Origin of the sequence: Leucobacter triazinivorans (assembly GCF_004208635.1) — a bacterium.
Taxonomy (GTDB): domain Bacteria; phylum Actinomycetota; class Actinomycetes; order Actinomycetales; family Microbacteriaceae; genus Leucobacter; species Leucobacter triazinivorans.
Window position 1 is genome coordinate 3386335 of sequence record NZ_CP035806.1, and the last position, 18763, is coordinate 3405097.

Below are 18763 nucleotides of genomic sequence, written 5' to 3' on the forward strand. Positions count from 1 at the left end.
TCGCGCTCTCCCGGTGGGTGCCGCGGCCGGCCGCTCAGCGGAGCGTCGAGCGGCCGAGTGGTAGACTCGTCCGCATGCGTTCGCGGCGACAGCTTCTTCACCGCCGCGGCGGGGTCTAGCCCATCGGTCACCCGCCGCGGAGTTCTCGCATGGCCGATTCACCGCGCCGGGCAACGAATATTTTCGTGCGATGCGGTGTTGAAGAGCACGTGTCACCGACACAGAGACTGAGAAGAGAAGCCATCACATGAGCGATCAGAACGCTGCCGCCACCGCGGCCGAAGCGCCGAAACGGCCCCGCACACTCGCCGAGAAGCTGTGGGACGACCACGTGGTCGTCAAGGGTGAGAACGGCGAGCCGGATCTCATCTACATCGATCTCCACCTGATCCACGAGGTCACGAGCCCGCAGGCGTTCGACGGCCTGCGCATGGCGGATCGGCCGTTGCGCCGCGTCGACCTCATGATCGCGACCGAGGATCACAACACTCCGACCGTCAACATCACGAAGCAGATCGAGGATCCGACCAGTCGCCTGCAGATCGAGACGCTGCGCAGGAATGTCGCCGAGTTCGGGGTGCGGGCGCATCCGCTGGGCGATCAGGAGCAGGGCATCGTGCACGTCGTCGGCCCGCAGCTGGGCCTCTCGATGCCCGGCATCACCGTGGTCTGCGGCGATAGCCACACCTCGACGCACGGCGCATTCGGCGCCCTGGCCTTCGGCATCGGTACGAGCGAGGTCGAGCACGTGATGGCGACGCAGACCCTGCCGCTGAAGCCTTTCAAGACCATGGCGATCAACGTCGACGGCGAACTGCGTCCCGGCGTCACCGCGAAGGACATCATTCTCGCGGTCATCGCGAAGATCGGCACGGGCGGGGGTCAGGGCTACGTGCTCGAGTACCGCGGCTCGGCGATCCGGTCGCTGAGCATGGACGGTCGTATGACCATCTGCAACATGTCGATCGAGGCGGGCGCGCGCGCGGGGATGGTGGCCCCGGACGAGACGACCTTCGCCTACGTGCAGGGCCGCCCGCACGCCCCGCAGGGCGCCGATTGGGATGCGGCGGTGGAGTACTGGAAGTCGCTGCCCACCGACGAGGGCGCCGAGTTCGACGCAGAGGTGTTCATCGACGCCAGCGAGCTGGAGCCGTTCGTGACGTGGGGCACCAACCCCGGGCAAGGGGTGCTGCTGAGCGATCGCGTGCCCGATCCCGCCGCCATCGAGGACGCAAACGCGCGTGCCGCGGCCGAGCGCGCGCTCGAGTACATGGATCTCGAGGCGGGAACTCCGATGAAGGAGATCCCGGTCGACGCCGTCTTCATGGGCTCCTGCACCAACAGCCGCCTCGACGACCTGCGCACCTTCGCCGAGCTCATCAAGGGCAAGAAGAAGGCCGACGGCGTGCGACTGATGGTGGTGCCCGGCTCGGCCCGCGTGCGCTACGAGGCCGAGATGGAGGGCATCGACCGCATCGTCGAGGAGTTCGGCGGCGAATGGCGGTTCGCGGGCTGCTCGATGTGCTTGGGCATGAACCCGGATCAGCTCGCCCCCGGCGAGCGCTGCGCTTCCACCTCGAACCGCAACTTCGAGGGCCGACAGGGCAAGGGGGGCCGCACGCACCTCGTCTCGCCGCTCGTCGCCGCGGCGACCGCGATCCGCGGCACGCTGTCGAGTCCGTGGGACCTGCAGGAGGACGAGGCGCGCGGCATCACCCACGACGCGCCGCCGCGCGCCGCCGATGAAGAGCCGGTGCGCCGGCGCCTGCCCATCATGCCCGCAGCTGAGAAGGTCGAGGCCTGAACCATGGACAAGTTCCTCACGATGACGGGGGTCGCCGCGCCGCTGAAGCGCTCGAACGTCGACACCGACCAGATCATCCCCGCGGTGTTCCTGAAGCGGGTCACGAAGACCGGCTTCGACGACGCGCTCTTCCACCACTGGCGGCAGGACGATTCCTTCGTGCTCAATCAGCCGGAGTACCGCGGCGCGAGCGTGCTCGTCGCGGGCCCCGACTTCGGCACGGGATCCTCTCGCGAGCACGCGGTGTGGGCGCTGCGCGATTTCGGCTTCAAGGTGGTCGTCTCGCCGCGCTTCGCCGACATCTTCCGCGGCAACGCCGGCAAGCAGGGACTGCTCGCCGCGCAGGTGGAGGAGCCCGATGTGGAGCGCCTGTGGGCGGCCATCGAGGCGCAGCCGGGGGTGGAGCTGACGGTGAGCCTCGAGGATCGGACGATCTCCGTGGGAGAGCTCACGGTCCCGTTCCAGATCGACGACTACACTCGCTGGCGCCTGATGGAGGGGCTCGACGACATCTCGTTGACGCTGCGCAACGCCCAGGCGATCTCGGATTTCGAGGCGCGCCGCCCCGGATGGATGCCGACGACAACCCCCGTGGAGGCCGCGTGAACGACGAGCAGATGACCCTGCAGGACACCGTGACCGACGGGAGCGGCGTGACCGACGACGGCGGAAGCGGCCTCAAGAAGGACGCGCAGAAGGCGGGCGCCCGAGTGGGGCTGACCTCGGATGAGATCATCATCAACGGCGGGCGTCCGCTCCGCGGCCGCATCGAGGTGCGCGGCGCCAAGAACCTCGCCCCGAAGGCGATGGTCGCGTCTCTGCTCGGCAAGACCCCCAGCATCCTGCGCAACGTGCCCAACGTTTCCGACATCCGAGTGGTGGCCGGACTGCTCGCACTGCACGGGGTGCTCATCACCCGGGGCGAGGATCCGGGAGAGTGGCACTTCGACCCGTCGAACGTTGAACAGGCGCATCACGCCGACATCGACGCGCACGCGGGGTCGTCGCGCATCCCGATCCTCTTCTGCGGACCGCTGCTGCACCGTCTCGGCGAGGCGTTCATCCCGGATCTCGGCGGGTGCCGCATCGGCGACCGGCCCATCGACTTCCACCTCGATGCGCTGCGCAGGTTCGGGGCGGTCGTCGAGAAGCTGCCGAGCGGGATCAGTCTGACGGCGCCCGACGGGCTCACGGGCGCCAGCATCGAGCTGCCCTACCCCTCGGTCGGCGCCACCGAGCAGGTGCTGCTCACCGCCGTGCTCGCCAAGGGGCAGACCGAGCTGCGCAACGCCGCGATCGAGCCCGAGATCATCGACCTCATCTGCATTCTCCAGAAGATGGGCGCGATCATCACGGTCGAGCCCAACCGCGTCATCTTCATCGAGGGCGTCGACGAGCTGCGCGGCTACGACCACCGCGCCATCTTCGACCGCAACGAGGCCGCCAGCTGGGCCTCGGCGGCGCTCGCGACCAGGGGCGACGTGTTCGTCGGCGGGGCGAAGCAGGAGGAGATGATGACCTTCCTCAACGTCTTCCGCAAGGTCGGCGGGGACTTCGACGTGCACGACGACGGCATCCGCTTCTGGCATCCCGGGGGTGAGCTGAAGCCCGTCACGATCGAGACCGACGTGCACCCCGGTTTCATGACGGACTGGCAGCAGCCCCTCGTCGTGGCGCTCACGCAGGCGCAGGGCGTCTCGACCATCCACGAGACGGTGTACGAGAATCGCTTCGGCTTCACCGACGCCCTCAACAAGATGGGGGCGGAGATCACCGTCTACACCGATGGTCTGCACGACGAGCACCGCCGCGTGAACCGTCGGGAGTTCGAGCAGGCCGCGGTGATCTCGGGCCCCAGCCGGCTCACCGGTGCCGAGATCGAGGTGCCCGACCTGCGCGGCGGCTTCAGCTATCTCATCGCGGGTCTCACCGCCGAGGGCCAGACCAAGGTGACCAACCTCGGTATCATCTCGCGCGGCTACGAGAACTTCATCGAGAAGCTCCGGCAGCTGGGCGCCGACTTCATCTTCGAGAGCTGACGGCTTCTCAGGCCCGCTCTCGGGGCGGCATGCCGTTCAGAGAGCGCGGCTCCGGGATAATGTTGAGTATGACTGACACGGTGAAGCTCCGAAGCCGCTCCTCGGCGGAGAAACGTCGTCCCTCCGTGTTCTGGCTGCTCGCCGCGCTGATCCTGCCCCTGTGGTCGCTCATGGTGCGCTACCGCTTCACGTCACGATCTCGGCTTCCCCGAACCGGGCCGTTCATCCTCGCGCCGAATCACTACAGCGAGATCGACCCGATCGCCATGGGCGCGGCGGTCTGGCACCTCGGACGTCTTCCCCGCTTCATGGCGAAGGCGAGTCTCTTCAAGGTCCCGGTGCTCGGGTGGTTGCTGCGCTCGTCCGGGCAGATCCCCGTGGAGCGCGAGGGGGCGAGCCGGGTGCGCCGCGCGGACGGCAGCCCGATGGGCGCGGCGAGCGCGCTCATCGAGCGCGAGGCGGGTGTGATCGTCTACCCCGAGGGTTCGCTCACCCGGGATCCCGAGCTGTGGCCGATGCGCGGCAAGAGCGGTGCGGTGCGCCTGGCGCTCGAGACGGGGATCCCGCTCATCCCGGTCGCTCACTGGGGTACGCAGCGCCTCATGCCGCGGTACGCGAAGCGGATCCACCCGATTCCGCGCAAGACCATCGAGGTCGCCGTGGGCGAACCCCTCGACCTGAGCCGCTTCGCCGGACGGCACCCGGATCAGAAGGTGATCGCCGAAGCGACGAACCTGCTTATGGACGCGATCACCGAACTCCTCGCCGAGCTGCGAGACGAACGTCCACCCGCGGAGCGGTGGGACCCCAGCAAGCATCAGCAGAATGAGACGGGACGCTTTTGAGCACGGCATCCATCCCGGTGGTCACCGGGCACCGCAGCCGGAATCGCGGGCGCAAGGTCGCGGTGATCGGGTCCGGCAGTTGGGGCACGACCTTCGCGAAGGTGCTGTGCGACGCCGGCTGCGAGGTCACCTTGTGGGCGCGGCGGCCCGAGGTGGCCAATGAGATCCAGGTGGCGAAGCGCAACAGCCAGTATCTGCCCGGGATCAATCTGCCCAAGTCGCTCAAGGCGACCAGTGAGCTGGCGGAGGCCCTCTCGGGCGCTCGACTCGTCTTCCTCGCCGTGCCGAGTCAGACGCTGCGCCAGAATCTTCTCGACATCGAGCCCTACCTCGATCGCCGCAGCGTGCTCGTCAGCCTCGTCAAGGGCGTGGAGAAGAGCACGACGATGCGGATGTCGGAGGTGATGGCCGATGCCCTCGACCTCGACCCCGCGCGCATCGCGGTCGTCTCGGGCCCGAACATCGCGCTCGAGATCGCGAAGGAGCAGCCCACCGGCGCCGTCGCATCCTGCGCCGACCTCGGGGTGGCCCAGGAGATCGCGATGGCCGCCTCCGCGCCCTACTTCCGCACCTATGTGAACACCGACGTGGTCGGCACGGAGCTGGGAGGGGTGCTGAAGAACCTCATCGCCCTCGCGATCGGCATCGTCGACGGTGTGGGCTACGGCGAGAACACCAAAGCGGCCATCATCACGCGAGGTCTCGCCGAGATGACCGAGTTCTCGGTGGTGTCGGGCGCTGACACGGCCACGCTCTCCGGCCTCGCCGGTCTCGGCGACCTCATCGCCACCTGCCAATCACCGCTCTCGCGCAACAACACCGCCGGACGTCTCATCGGCCAGGGCTACACGCAGGAGGAGACACGGGAGCAGATGCAGCAGGTGGCCGAGGGGATCACCTCCGTGCACCCCGTGCTCGAGCTCGCCCGCGAGCGCGGAATCGTCATGCCGATCGTCGAGCAGGTGCAGATGGTGCTGAACGGCACCATGGCGCCGAAGAACCTCGGCCCGCACCTCGCCACCGAGGACGCGGTGCCGCAGCCCGAGCTGAGCCTCGCCGAGCCCGGACCCGGCCGCTGGCGCCGCTTGCTCGACCGTCTGAAGGGAACCTCCGCATGAACACTCCCGCCAAGCGCACCGTGGCCCTCCTGTTCGGCGGCCGGTCGAGCGAGCACGGCATCAGCTGCGTCACCGCTGCCGGTGTGCTCCGCGCGATCGACCGCGCCAGATTCGACGTGGTGCTCGTCGGCATCACCCGCGAGGGTGCGACCGTGCTCATGCAGGAGGACGACCTCGACGAGTACCGGCTCGAAGCAGGCGGCCTGCCCGAGGTGCTCGACAACGGGACGCGGGTGCTGTGGCCGGCCTCGACTGCGACGCGCGCGCTGACGCTGATCGATCAGTCCGGATCGCTGCGCAGCCTCGGGCATGTGGACGCCGTGCTGCCGATGCTGCACGGACCGTACGGTGAGGACGGCACCGTGCAGGGGATGCTCGATCTCGTCGACCTCCCCTACGTGGGCAGCGGCGTGCTCGGATCGGCGCTGTGCATGGACAAGCACGCCGTGAAGACCGTGCTGGCCGACGCCGGCATCGCCGTGGCGCCGTGGCGCACGGTGACCCGCGAGCAGCTGGCGCGCGACCCCTACCTCGTCGAGCGTCTCGACGAGGGGCTGCGCTACCCGCTCTTCGTGAAGCCGGCTCGCGCCGGCTCCTCCGTCGGCGTGAGCCGGGTGACGGAGGCGGCGGGTCTGCCGGCCGCCCTCGACACCGCCTTCGCCGAAGACCGCACGGTGCTGATCGAGTCGGGCGTGTCGGGGCGCGAGGTGGAGATCGCCGTGCTCGAGGGACACGGCGACGAGGCTCCGCGCACCAGCTCGGTGATCGGGGAGATCGTGTTCACGGGGCGCGACTTCTACGACTTCGATGCGAAGTACCTCGGCGCGGCCGGGGTAGAGCTCGAACTGCCCGCGAAGGTCACCGACGAGCAGTACGCCGCGATCCGCGACGCCGCCGTGCTGGCGTTCGAGGTGACCCAGTGCGCGGGGCTCGCTCGCATCGACTTCTTCCTCACGGCCGACGGTCCCGTGCTGAACGAGATCAACACGCTGCCCGGCTTCACTCCGATCTCGATGTATCCGCGGCTCTGGGAGGAGTCGGGGCTCGGCTACACCGAGCTCATCACGGAGCTCGTCGAGCTGGCGATCGCGCGCGAACCCGCGTACTGAGCAGTGCATTCGAGGGAGCTACCTCGTCCTCCTGCGCGACGAAGGAGTCGCAGGATCCACACGATGGATTCTGCGACTGCGCGCAGAATGACCGGCAGCGTCCCTTACAGATCGAGCGAGTCGGTGAGGCTCGTGCACTGCCGCTGCTGCGGCAGCTCCTGCACCACGGAGCCGAGGTCGAGCACGGCCTCCGTACCGCTGACCTCCTCGGAGTCCACGAAGACCGCCAGTCCGGGCGAACGCCCATAGGCCTCGAAGCGGTAGAGCGGCGCCGCCGAGTCGTCCACGATCCAGTCGACTCCGTTGACGTTGACGCAGCTGTCGGTCGTGGGGCCGCTCGGCTCGATCCCGCACTGCAGCTGCACGGCGGCGGGCTCTCCCCAGGCGCCGGTCGACTGCGCGTTCGTGGTGCGACGGTCCATGCCGGCGACCTGGGCGGGCAGTCGCACGATCACATCGGCGCACGCGGGATCGTTCGCGTTCGCGGCGGCCTCCATCGGCACGTCGCCGGCGCAGGCGGTGAGCAGGGACGCCGCGCCGGCGAGCGCGGCGGTGGCTGCGAGGATCCGATGGGCGCGTGACTTCACGCTGCCAGCTTAGCGAGCCGCGCCTGTGCACTAGTTTGAGAGGGTGATGGAGTCGGTGGGCGAGCTGGGGGAGAGCGGCGTGCTCGGCCGCGTGCTGGCGCGGATGGGCGAGGCTCGGGCCGCGGTGGTCGGTCCCGGAGATGACTGCGCGGTGCTGCGCGTGCGCGGCGACGCCGTCGTGACGACCGACACGATGATCGAGGGGCCCGATTTTCGCCTGGCCTGGCACGACGGCTTCGAGCTGGGCTGGAAGCTGGCGGCGACGAACCTCTCGGACGTCGCCGCGATGGGAGCCGTGCCGACCGCGCTGACGCTCGCGCTGGCGGTGCCGCACGACACGCCGGTCGCCCTGCTCGAGCGCGTCGCCGAGGGGCTCGACGCGGCCTGCCGCGTGCTCGCGCCCGGCTGCGGCGTGATCGGCGGCGACCTGGGACGGGCGCCGGTGGTGACCGCGGCGGTGACGGCGATCGGGGAGCTGGAGGGGCGTGCGCCGGTGCTCCGCTCGGGGGCCCGGCCGGGAGACGTCGTCGCCTACGCCGGGGAGCTCGGCCTCGCCGGGCTGGGCCTCTCGCTGCTCTTCTCCGAGGCGGCCGACGCGGACGGGACCGCGCACGATCGCACGATCGCCGAGCTCTGGGCGCGGCACCCCGAGGTGCTCGCGGCCCAGCTCGCACCGGCCCCGCCGATCCCGCTCGGACCGATCGCGGCTCGTGCCGGTGCGTGCGCGATGATGGACGTCTCGGACTCGCTGTCGATCGACGCGGACCGTCTCGCCCGCGCGAGCGGCGTGCGGGTGCGACTCGAGACGGAGCGGCTCGAGGGGGCGTTCGGTGCGCAGCAGGGGGTGCGGGTGCCCGTCGACGCGATGCTCACGGGAGGCGAGGACCACGGCCTGCTGGCGGTCTTCCCGGCCGATGTCGAGCTGCCGGTCGGATTCGCCGCAATCGGCTCGGTGCACGAGGGCGACGGAGTGCGGCTCGACGCCGCTGCGCTCGAGCCCCGCGGCTGGGACCCGTATACGGTACGACCGCCGGGGTCGTAGGCGGTCGCGGCAGAAGCGCTACTCGGTCCGATCAGTCGTCAGTCGTAGCGCCGCCCAGAGCTCGGCCCGCGTGTCGGGGGAGTCGAGGTCGGCCTGCAGCAGGGCGGCCGCCGTCTGCACCCGCGCCTTGAGCGTGTGCCGATGGACCCCCAGCTCGGCCGCTGCCGGGCTGGTCTGGCCGTGGTGCGCGAGCCAGGTGGCGAGACTTTCCTCGATGGTGTCGTCGTGCCGCCGGTCGTGCTGCCGGATGGGGGCGAGCAGCCCCTCGGCGCGTCGCCGGCCCTCGGGGTGACTGCTCAGCAGGTGCAGCACGCCGTCGTGCAGCGCGGGCAGGTAGTCGACCGGCGCCTCAGCGCCGCTCGCGAGCGAGAAGGCGAGCGCCCGGTCGGCCTGGCTCAGCAGCTCCCCGAGCTCCTGCAGCGTGCCGCGCTCCGAGATCCCGGAGGGAACTCGGTGGGAGAGCAGCAGGCGGCGGATCGCCGGCAGGTGCCGGGTTTCGCCGATGACGATCTCGGATCCCTCGTGCGACGCCGTGATGAGTCCGGGGCTTCCCGCGTCGAGCGAGCGCAGATCCTCGAGCAGATCGGCACTCTCCGCCTCCGGGTAGCGAGCGACGACGACCGGTCCGCGCGGCAGTCGCGACAGCGCCCCGCGGCCGAGGATTTCGGCGAGAGCGAAGTCTTTCGCCAGGAGCAGCTGCACGATCGCCATTCGCAGCGCCGACTGCGCGTCGTCGATGCCGCTGCGGTGCTCGAGCTGAACGGTCGCGATCGCTGCGATGAGGCCGATGAGGGTGCGCTCGGCGGTATCGGGCGCCCCGCGATCCTCGACCACGAGCACGCCGAGCACCTGTCCCTGGCGGCCGAGCGCCTGCATCTGGATGCCCGAGCCCCCCGCGGTACCGATGCGGCCCGCGCTGACCCCGCGCTCGATCAGGCGCCTCGTCTCGCGTCGGATCCACTCTGGCTGCACCTCGCCGCGCTCGGCCTGCGGCGCGAACTCGATGATGCGACCCGAGCGGTCCGTCACGCAGACCCGGCGGCCGAGTCGCGCGGCCGCCTCTCGGACCGCCGCTCCGAGCCCGTCGCGGTGCAGGGAGGCGGCGGCGACCGCGCGCTGCGATTCGAGCGCCCACAGGTCTCGCTCGCGCGCCCGGGCGTCGAGCAGCCGGGCCGCCGTCTGCACGATCTCGATGAACGCGGTGTCGTAGGGGACGCGGAAGAGCGGCAGGCCGAGCCGGTCGCACGCGGAGACGATGCGGGCCGGCACGCGATCGAAGTGCAGCCCGACGGCGACTCCGAGCGCTGTGACACCGGCAGTGATCAGCCGCTGCACGTAGGCCTCCGCCTCCGCCTGGTCGTCGACCGTGGAGAAGCGCGCTCCCGTGGTGAGCAGCACCGTGCGCGGCGGGAGGAACGGTGTCGGATCCTCGAGCTCGCTGACGTGCACCCACTGCACGGTTCCGTCGTGCGCCTGCTCCGAGGAGCCGGCGATGAGCACGAGGCTCAGCTGATACTGATGCAGCAGCTCTCCGAGCGCGATGGTGGGCTGCGGCACCGTCGCGCCTTCGAGCGCGTCCGGTCGAACGGCTGCCCGTGCCATGATCCCCCCGCATCCGTTGCTGCCACACTGTCGAAAGTGTCGGTGTATTTCCACCATTCTGTCACATCTGCGCAGGTGCGGCGCGAGCTAGGCTGATCCCGAATCATCCGAAGCCGTGCCGCACAGGCGCGGCGTCTCTTCGAGTCTCGGGGCACTGCCCAGAAGGAGAATCATCATGGTCGATGTCATCGGCGGACCCTCGCTCCCGCAGGAGCGCAAGCTCGTCACCAGCATCCCCGGCCCCAAGTCGCAGGAGATGCTGGCGCGCAAGAACGCCGCGGTCGCCGCGGGCGTCGGCGTGGCGCTTCCCGTCTCGATCGTCGCCGCGGGCGGTGGCGTGATGGTCGACGTCGACGGCAACTCGCTGATCGACCTCGGCTCCGGCATCGCCGTGACCGGCGTCGGCAACTCGGCTCCGGCCGTCGTCGCGGCCGTGACCGAGCAGGTGCAGCAGTTCACGCACACCTGCTTCACCGTCACCCCCTACGACGGCTACGTGCGGGTGGCGGAGAAGCTCAACGAGCTCACCCCCGGTGATCACGAGAAGCGCTCGGCGCTCTTCAACTCCGGTGCCGAGGCCGTCGAGAACGCGATCAAGATCTCCCGCCACTACACCAAGAAGAACGCCGTCGTCGTCTTCGATCACGCCTACCACGGCCGCACCAACCTCACCATGGGGATGACGGCGAAGAACATCCCCTACAAGGACGGCTTCGGCCCCTTCGCTCCCGAGGTCTACCGCGTGCCCACGTCGTACCCGTTCCGCGACGGGCTCAGCGGTGCCGAGGCGGCCCAGGTGGCACTGACGCAGATCGAGAAGCAGGTCGGCGCGTCGAACCTCGCCGCGATCATCATCGAGCCCATTCAGGGCGAGGGCGGATTCATCGCTCCGGCCGAGGGCTTCCTCCCCGCGCTGCAGGAGTGGGCGACGGCGAACGGCGTCGTCTTCATCCTCGACGAGGTGCAGACCGGCTTCGCCCGCACCGGAGACCTCTTCGCCGCGAACCACGAGGGCGTCGTTCCGGATCTGGTGACGACCGCCAAGGGCATTGCGGGCGGCCTGCCGCTCTCCGCGGTCACCGGTCGCGCCGAGATCATGGACTCCGCCCACGCGGGCGGCCTGGGCGGCACCTACGCCGGCAGCCCGATCGCCTGCGCCGCGGCGCTCGCCACGATCGAGACCTACCAGCAGGAGAACCTCACCGAGCGCGCTCGCGAGATCGGCGCCATCATCGAGGAGTTCTTCGGCGAGCTGGCCAAGAGCGACGATCGCATCGGCGACATCCGCGGCCGCGGTGCGATGCAGGCGATCGAGCTCGTGGAGTCCGGCTCCCAGAAGCCGAACGCGGCGCTCACCGGCGCGATCTCGAAGCACGCGGGCGAGCAGGGGGTCATCCTCCTGACCTGCGGCACCTACGGCAACGTGATCCGCTTCCTCCCGCCGCTGGCGATCTCCGACGAGCTGCTGCGCGAGGGCCTGCAGGTCGTCGCCGACGCCCTGGCCGCCAACTGACCGACGCAGTCGGTCGTCACGAAAGGACACCAGACATGGCACTCAAGCCCAACGAGCAGGAACTGCTCGACCGCGTCGAGAGCGGTCTCGCGATCGGCGGCACGTGGGAGGCATCGACCTCTGGAGCGACCTTCGACGTGCAGGATCCCGCCACCGGCGAGGTCATCAAGACGATCGCCGACGCGACCGTCGAAGACGCGGTGCGTGCGCTCGACGCCGCGGTGGAGGCGCAGGAGGAGTGGGCGAACACTCCCAGCCGGGTGCGTTCGAACATCCTGCGCCGCGCGTTCGATCTGCTGATGGAGCGCAAGGAGGAATTCGCGCTGCTGATGGCGATGGAGATGGGCAAGCCCATCGCCGAGGCCCGCGGCGAGGTCGTCTACGGCGGCGAGTTCCTGCGGTGGTTCTCGGAGGAGGCCGTGCGGGTGCAGGGCGACTACCGCCAGAACCCGGAGGGCACCGGCAACATGGTGGTCTCGCACCTTCCTGTCGGTCCCTGCTACTTCGTCACGCCGTGGAACTTCCCGCTCGCGATGGCGACCCGCAAGATCGCTCCGGCACTGGCCGCGGGCTGCACCTCGGTGATCAAGCCCCCGGCACTGACCCCGCTCACCACGATCTACTTCGTGCAGCTGCTCGAAGAGGCGGGCCTGCCGGCGGGTGTGGTCAACGTGGTGCCGACCTCGAAGTCGAGCGCGCAGTCGAGCGCGCTGCTGTCGGATCCGCGCCTGCGCAAGCTGTCGTTCACCGGTTCCACGCCGGTGGGCGTCAAGCTGATGGAGCTCGCGGCTCAGAACGTGCTGCGCACCTCGATGGAGCTGGGCGGCAATGCGCCGTTCGTCGTCTTCGAGGACGCGGATCTCGATAAGGCCGTCGAAGGAGCGCTGCTGGCGAAGTTCCGCAACATCGGCCAGGCCTGCACCGCGGCGAACCGCATCATCGTGCACGAGTCGGTTGCCGACGAGTTCGCGCGCCGCGTGGGCGAGCGGGTCGCGGCCATGTCGATCGGCCGCGGCGCCGACGAGGGCAACGACATCGGTGCGCTGGTCGAGGAGAAGGCCGTGGCCAACACGGCCCGCCTCGTCGCCGACGCGGTGGAGACCGGCGGCACCATCGTCACCGGCGGCGAGGTCGTCGACGGCCCCGGCCACTTCTTCCAGCCGACGGTGATCGATAACATCAGCCCGCAGGCCGCGATCATGCGCGAGGAGATCTTCGGGCCCGTGCTCGGGATCATCCGCTTCTCGACCGAGGAGGAGGCGGTCGAGATCGCCAACAACACCGAGTACGGTCTCGTGAGCTACGTGTTCACCGAGAACCTGGCTCGCGGCCACCGCATGATTGAGAAGCTCGAGACCGGCATGATGGGCCTGAACACGGGCCTCGTGTCGAACGCGGCGGCGCCGTTCGGCGGTGTGAAGCAGTCGGGCGTCGGCCGCGAGGGCGGCTTCGACGGGATCCACGAGTTCCTGTCGACGAAGTACACCCTGATCCCGCGCTCGTAGGCGCCGGCATCACGACGGGCCCGGGGTCTCCTGCGAGGGAGATCCCGGGCCCGTTTCGACCTCTCCGCGCCCTGCGCGGCATTTCGGGCGGACACCTGCGAGGAGCGCGGAGTACTATGGGTGCTGGCGCGGCCCAGCGCCCAACCCCGCCTGCGGCGCCCACGCCACCGGACGATCGGGGCAAAGGAGGTCCAGCCTCCGGGTCTTCCGCTGAACGACACCTCCTTTGGTGGGCGTGGTCATGGTGCGTGGGGCCGGGACTCCGCCCGCTCGGAAGGAACCGTGATGGTTCGGAACAAGCACTTCAAGGCTCGTGTCCGTGAGCGCATGCAGAAGACGGGTGAGCGCTACACGGCGGCCCGCCGGCAGGTGCTGATGTCACTACCCGCACCGTCGGACGAACGCGGTACGCTCCCCGGCTATCAGCGCGTGCCGGTCGGAGGGACCGCCTCGGCGGGTCAGTACGACGCGGCCCTGTGGCAGCGGGTGCTCGCGCAGGCGGGAGCGACGAACCCGGCGACCGGCGAGCTGTACACCACCGCCATGCTCGCGGGACTCGCCGGTGGGATCGGTTTCATGTTCGCCACCTTCGAGTATCGGGAGATCACCACGGCGACGGTCGTGCTCCACAGCCACCCCGAGCCCTACACCGAGCGGCTGCTCGATCGATCCGGAATCAGGCTCGAACGAACCGTCACCGCAAGCGCGAAGGCAGCGGCGGCGCAACTGGACGAGGCCATGGACGCGCAGCGCGTGCCGGTCGTGCGCGTCACGCACGGGGCGCTGCCCTGGATCTCGTCCGACGCCCCCGAGCATCAGGATTCCATAGACGTCGCCGTTGTCGGACTCGATGGGGATTCCCTCCTGATCGACGGCGGCGGGTGGAGTCCCGGTGAGGACGCGGCTGAACCGTTGCATCGGGCGACCCGCGCCGAACTCGCCGCAGCGAGGAGCAGGCGCAGGTCGGACAAGCACTGGGCCGTGCGCGTGGCCGCGGACCCGGGGGGTCACGACACCCCTCGACTCGCCGCCAGTGCGCGCGCGTCGATCCTCGAGACCGCCGGCCGGATGCTCGGCACGCTTCCCCTGACCGGCGTGCCGGCGTCGTGGCTGCCGAAGTTCGGGATCCAGGGCATGCGCAGCTGGGCAGCGCTGTTGCGCGATGGGACGACGCGACGAGGGTGGCCCGCGCTGTTCTCGGACGAGGAGCGCCTGCGAACGGGGTTCCAGCTGCTGCAGAGCATCGCGGGCGGAGCGAGATGGGGCGGAACCGGAGGGCAGCGCGGGCTCTACGCCGACTTCCTCTCGGATGCGGCCGCTCTGCCGGGTCTGGGTGTGCTGGAGGATGCGGCTCCTGCGTATCGATCGCTCGCACCGCTCTGGGATGAGCTCATCGACGCGCTCGATCCCGAGGCCGCGGTGGGCGACCGCATCACGTGGTTCGGCGGCATCGCCGACCGTCTGGACGCGCTTGCAGCGCTCGAGGAGCAGGCGGCGCGAAGGCTCGGCGCGATGGTGGGCTCCGCAGAGGCGTCGTGAACCGTTCGCGAGCGCTGGGCAGCCCGCCTGCCGGCGGCGGAGTGTGCGCCGCGCGGTGCGTCGTCTCTACGCCGTTTCCGCCCACCACAGCGCGGTCTCGCCGTAGCGCTTCTCGCGCAGCCGGGCGAGGCCCGCGGGCCAGGCAGGTTCGGGGGAGCGGCTGCTGCGCTCCACGAGCACGGCGGCGTCGGGCGCGAGCAGCGGCACGAGCGCGCTGAGGTTGGCTGCGAGCTCGGCCTCCCCGAGATCGTAGGGAGGATCGAGCAGCACGGCGTCCCACCGCTGGTCGGAGCCTCCGGACTCGGCGCCCGCGTCGTCGAGGTAGCTCTGCACCGACCGCCGAACGACCTCGATGCGGGGCGCAGGCCCCGCAGCGGTTCCGGCGCGATCGAACGCGCCGAGTACCGTGCGCGCGTTGCGTCCGGCGACCTGCGCTGCGGCGGGGTGCTTCTCCACGAGCACGACCTCCGCAGCACCGCGGCTCGCCGCTTCGAGCCCCAATGCTCCCGATCCCGCGTAGAGGTCGAGCAGCCGGCAGCCCCGGATGAGGCCCCAGGACTCCAGAGCCGAAAAGATCGCCTCGCGCACGCGGTCGCTCGTGGGGCGCGTTCCCGACTTCGGCACCTCGAGGCGCAGGGATCCGGCGATCCCGGAGATTACTCTGGTCACCCCACGAGGGTAGCGCGCCCGGGCGCCTGCAGCGCGCGCACCCGCGCGTGCCCGAGCGCACGCGCGCCTACCGGTACGCGTGCGCGGGGCGTCGGGGGCCGCCGCTACGCTGGAGGCATGACCCGTGCCACCCTCGACACCCCCCTCGACGGGGTCGTGGGCGCGCGCACGGCGAAGCCGCTCGATCGGGCGTTCGGCCTGCGCACGGTCGGCGACCTGCTGCTCCACTTCCCGCGCCGCTACTCCCGCCGGGGTGAGCTGACGCCGCTGCGCGGCCTGCCGCTGGGCGAGCAGATCACGGTGGTCGCGCAGGTGCTCGATGTGCGCGAGCGCCGCATGCAGCGCCGCAACGGCAGCCTGCTCGAGGCGCGGATCACCGACGGCACGGGCACGCTCACGCTCACGTTCTTCAACCAGCAGTGGCGCGTGCGCGACCTCGTGGCGGGGCGGCGGGGCATCTTCGCGGGCAAGGTGAGCGAGTACCGCGGGCAACTGCAACTGCAGCATCCCGAGTACGAGCTGTTCGAGCACCGCGACGAGGCGCCGGGCGGGGAGCAGCTCGACGAGGCCGCGGCGAAGGCCTGGGCCGAGACCCCCGTGCCCATCTACCCGGCTACGGCGCAGCTGCCGAGCTGGACGCTGCAGCGCGCCGTCGAGCTCGCCCTCGATGCGCTCGGACCGGTGGACGACCCGCTGCCCCCGACGCTGCGCGAGGCCGAGAACGTCGTCGAGCTCGGTCGCGCCCTCGAGCTGATCCACCGCCCGCAGCGCGATGCGGACTGGCGCTCGGCGCGGCACAGCATGCTCTTCCGCGAGGCGTTCGAGCTGCAGCTCGCGCTGCTCGACCGGCGGCGGCGCGCCGGCCTCGAGGCGAGCACGCCGCGCCCGCTCGTCTCAGGCGATGCTGCGGCGCGCAGCCCGCTCGCCCGATTCGACGCGGCACTGCCGTTCGAGCTCACGGGCGACCAGCGACGCGCGGGCGAGACCATCGCGGAGGAGCTCGCGGCGCCGCATCCGATGCACCGGTTGCTGCAGGGCGAGGTGGGATCGGGCAAGACCCTCGTGGCGCTCCGGGCCATGCTGCAGGTGGCCGGCACGGGCGGCCAGAGCGCTCTGCTCGCTCCCACGGAGGTGCTGGCCGCGCAGCACTTCCGCTCCATCACGGAGGCGCTGGGCTCCGAACTCGCCGCCGAGCTGAATCCGGTGCTGCTGACCGGTCGCATGCCCGCGGGCGAGCGCAAGCGCGCCCTGCTCTCGCTCGCCTCGGGCACGGCTCGAATCGCGGTCGGCACCCACGCGCTCCTCGGCGAGGGGGTCGCGTTCTACGATCTGGGCTGCATCGTGGTCGACGAGCAGCACCGCTTCGGTGTCGAGCAGCGCGAGGCGCTGCGCCGCAAGGGCAGCCAGCCGCACGTGCTCGCCATGACCGCCACCCCCATCCCGCGAACGGTCGCGCTCACCGCATTCGGCGACCTCGAGGTGCTCACGATCCGGGAGCTGCCGCGCGGTCGGCAGGGCATCGAGACGTTCACGGTGCCCGAGCTCGAGATGCCGGGGCGAGCCGCCCGCGTCTGGGCCCGCGCGGCCGAGGACATCGCAGCGGGTCGGCAGGTCTACGTCGTCTGCCCCGCGATCTCGGCCGGCAACGCCGATCCCGAGTTGGAGGAGGATCCCGAGGGCCCGGAGGTCGCAGGCCGGCCGCTCGCCAATGTCGAGGACACGGTCGCGGAGCTGCGGCGGCGCCCCGAGTTCGCCGAGGTGGAGATCGCGGGGCTCGACGGCGGGATGAGCTCGGCGGACAAGGACCGTGTGATGCGGGCGTTCGCGGCGGGCGAGATCGGGATCCTCGTCGCCACGACCGTCATCGAGGTCGGCGTGAACGTGCCCAACGCCTCGATCATGATCGTGCGCGACGCCGACCGCTTCGGCATCTCGCAGCTGCACCAGCTGCGCGGACGCGTGGGCCGGGGCGCGCACGCCGGCCTCTGCCTGCTCATGACCACCGCCGAGCAGGGCACGGTCGCCCGCGAGCGCATCGAGTCGGTCGCGAGCACCTCGGACGGCTTCGCGCTGGCCGAGATCGACCTCGAGCTGCGCCGCGAGGGAGACATCCTCGGCACCGCCCAGTCCGGGGGTCGCTCGACCCTGCGCCTGCTGCGAGTGGCCGAGCACGGCGAGCTCATCATCCGCGCGCGGGAGCTCGCGGCCGAGATGCTCGCGCGGGATCCGGAACTACGCGACGCGCCGGGGCTGGCTGCGCTCATCGCCCGCGAGCACGAGGCCGGCCACCTCGACAACCTCGCCAAGTCCTGACCGGAGCGATCCTCGGCGCGCACGGTACCCAGGTACCACTCCGAACGGGACCCGAGGGGGATCCGCCGGCCGCCCTCCCGCTCCTAGCGTGGAAGCATCGCCGAAACCCGGCGAGTGCGAACGCGAGGAGAGACCCATGATCGAGGCACGCGGCCTGAGCAAGCGCTACGGACAGAAGGTGGCGGTCGACGACCTCAGCTTCACCATCCGGCCCGGTCAGGTCACCGGATTCCTCGGCCCGAACGGCGCCGGCAAGTCGACCACGATGCGCCTCACCGTGGGCCTCGACCGCCCGAGTGCCGGAACGGTGACGGTGAACGGCCACCGCTACCGCGACGCCGCGGCGCCGCTGTCCGAGGTCGGCGCGCTGCTCGACGCGAAGGGCGTGCACCCCGGGCGCAGCGCTCGCAGTCACCTGAGCGCGCTTGCCGCGACGCACGGGATCTCCGACCGCCGAGTGCACGAGGTGCTCGAGCAGACCGGTCTCGCGGCGGTCGCGAACAAGCGCGTGGGCGGGTTCTCACTGGGCATGGGGCAGCGGCTCGGGATCGCGGCGGCGCTCCTCGGCGATCCGCAGGTGCTCATCCTCGACGAGCCGGTCAACGGCCTCGACCCGGACGGCGTGCTCTGGGTGCGCCGCCTGCTGCGCCACCTGGCGGGAGAGGGCCGCACGGTGCTGCTCTCGAGCCACCTGATGAGCGAGATGGCCCAGACGGCCGATCACGTGATCGTGCTGGGCAGGGGCCGCGTGGTGGCCGACGCGCCGATCGCCGAGATCCTCACCCGCGGCGGTGCGGAGCGGGTCGCGGTGCGCAGCCCGGAGGCCGCGCGCCTCGCCGCGGCGCTCCTGGACGCTGACGGCGTCGAGCTCGAGCCCGAGGGCGATGAGCGCTTCACCGCGAGCGGCCTCTCCGCCGCCGAGATCGGCCGGGTCGCGGCGCGGCTCGGCGTCGAGCTGCACGAACTCAGCCCGGTCGCCTCGAGCCTGGAAGACGCCTACCTGGCCCTCACCCGCGAGCAGGTCGAATACCAGGCCGCCTGACTCGCGCCCCGCACCGAACCGAATCCTCAGCAAAGG

General features: G+C 70.6%; 15 protein-coding genes. 12 read left to right on the top strand and 3 right to left on the bottom strand.

Features of this window, described 5'->3' with window-relative positions:
- Positions 1 to 247: 247 nt before the first annotated feature.
- The 6 genes from leuC (at position 248) to EVS81_RS15320 (ending at position 6915) form a co-directional block, all read left to right on the top strand.
- Positions 248 to 1804: a 3-isopropylmalate dehydratase large subunit gene (gene leuC / locus EVS81_RS15295; RefSeq protein ID WP_130111122.1), complete on the top strand. Its 1557-nt coding sequence runs from the start codon at positions 248 to 250 to the stop codon at positions 1802 to 1804.
- 3 nt (positions 1805 to 1807) lie between these two features.
- Positions 1808 to 2410 carry a 3-isopropylmalate dehydratase small subunit gene (leuD, locus tag EVS81_RS15300; protein ID WP_130111123.1) on the top strand — a complete coding sequence of 201 codons (603 nt, stop codon included), beginning with the start codon at positions 1808 to 1810 and terminating at the stop codon, positions 2408 to 2410.
- Positions 2411 to 2421: 11 nt separating this feature from the next.
- The gene (gene murA / locus EVS81_RS15305) at positions 2422 to 3843 is read left to right on the top strand and encodes a UDP-N-acetylglucosamine 1-carboxyvinyltransferase (protein ID WP_130111574.1); all 1422 of its coding nucleotides are present in this window, start codon (positions 2422 to 2424) and stop codon (positions 3841 to 3843) included.
- Positions 3844 to 3911: 68 nt separating this feature from the next.
- On the top strand, positions 3912 to 4688 hold the full coding sequence (locus EVS81_RS15310; protein WP_205879351.1) for a lysophospholipid acyltransferase family protein: 777 nt from the start codon (positions 3912 to 3914) through the stop codon (positions 4686 to 4688).
- Entirely contained in the window at positions 4685 to 5806 is a 1122-nt protein-coding gene (locus EVS81_RS15315; RefSeq protein ID WP_130111124.1) for an NAD(P)H-dependent glycerol-3-phosphate dehydrogenase, read from the top strand. Before EVS81_RS15310 ends, EVS81_RS15315 begins: the two co-directional genes overlap by 4 nt.
- Positions 5803 to 6915, top strand: a complete 1113-nt coding sequence (locus EVS81_RS15320; protein ID WP_130111125.1) for a D-alanine--D-alanine ligase family protein — start codon at positions 5803 to 5805, stop codon at positions 6913 to 6915. The genes EVS81_RS15315 and EVS81_RS15320 overlap by 4 nt, the downstream gene beginning before the upstream one ends.
- Positions 6916 to 7019: 104 nt before the next feature.
- Here EVS81_RS15320 and EVS81_RS15325 read toward each other — a convergent pair whose 3' ends face one another.
- Positions 7020 to 7502: a DUF3515 family protein gene (locus tag EVS81_RS15325; protein ID WP_130111126.1), complete on the bottom strand. Its 483-nt coding sequence runs from the start codon at positions 7500 to 7502 to the stop codon at positions 7020 to 7022.
- A 46-nt stretch (positions 7503 to 7548) separates the two neighbouring features.
- On the opposite strand from EVS81_RS15325, the gene thiL reads away from it, so the two are divergent.
- Positions 7549 to 8544: a thiamine-phosphate kinase gene (gene thiL, locus EVS81_RS15330; protein ID WP_130111576.1), complete on the top strand. Its 996-nt coding sequence runs from the start codon at positions 7549 to 7551 to the stop codon at positions 8542 to 8544.
- A gap of 18 nt (positions 8545 to 8562) precedes the next feature.
- Here the strand turns inward: thiL and EVS81_RS15335 are convergent, their stop codons facing one another.
- A complete protein-coding gene (locus EVS81_RS15335) occupies positions 8563 to 10146 on the bottom strand; it encodes a PucR family transcriptional regulator (protein ID WP_130111127.1) in 1584 nt (527 codons plus the stop codon).
- A gap of 175 nt (positions 10147 to 10321) precedes the next feature.
- Here EVS81_RS15335 and gabT point away from each other — a divergent pair, with 175 nt between their 5' ends.
- The 3 genes from gabT (at position 10322) to EVS81_RS15350 (ending at position 14703) form a co-directional block, all read left to right on the top strand.
- Positions 10322 to 11659, top strand: a complete 1338-nt coding sequence (gene gabT / locus EVS81_RS15340; RefSeq protein ID WP_130111128.1) for a 4-aminobutyrate--2-oxoglutarate transaminase — start codon at positions 10322 to 10324, stop codon at positions 11657 to 11659.
- A gap of 35 nt (positions 11660 to 11694) precedes the next feature.
- Entirely contained in the window at positions 11695 to 13164 is a 1470-nt protein-coding gene (locus EVS81_RS15345; protein ID WP_130111129.1) for an NAD-dependent succinate-semialdehyde dehydrogenase, read from the top strand.
- Between the two features lie 285 nt (positions 13165 to 13449).
- Complete coding sequence (locus EVS81_RS15350) at positions 13450 to 14703, top strand: DUF4872 domain-containing protein (protein WP_130111130.1); 1254 nt, start codon at positions 13450 to 13452, stop codon at positions 14701 to 14703.
- Between the two features lie 66 nt (positions 14704 to 14769).
- On the opposite strand, the gene rsmD is transcribed toward EVS81_RS15350, so the two are convergent.
- The gene (rsmD, locus tag EVS81_RS15355; RefSeq protein WP_130111131.1) at positions 14770 to 15372 is read right to left on the bottom strand and encodes a 16S rRNA (guanine(966)-N(2))-methyltransferase RsmD; all 603 of its coding nucleotides are present in this window, start codon (positions 15370 to 15372) and stop codon (positions 14770 to 14772) included.
- A gap of 117 nt (positions 15373 to 15489) precedes the next feature.
- On the opposite strand from rsmD, the gene EVS81_RS15360 reads away from it, so the two are divergent.
- Together EVS81_RS15360 and EVS81_RS15365 are read left to right on the top strand one after the other, a co-directional pair.
- Complete coding sequence (locus EVS81_RS15360; RefSeq protein ID WP_130111132.1) at positions 15490 to 17685, top strand: ATP-dependent DNA helicase RecG; 2196 nt, start codon at positions 15490 to 15492, stop codon at positions 17683 to 17685.
- A 136-nt stretch (positions 17686 to 17821) separates the two neighbouring features.
- The gene (locus EVS81_RS15365) at positions 17822 to 18727 is read left to right on the top strand and encodes an ABC transporter ATP-binding protein (protein WP_130111133.1); all 906 of its coding nucleotides are present in this window, start codon (positions 17822 to 17824) and stop codon (positions 18725 to 18727) included.
- The last annotated feature ends 36 nt before the right edge of the window (positions 18728 to 18763 follow it).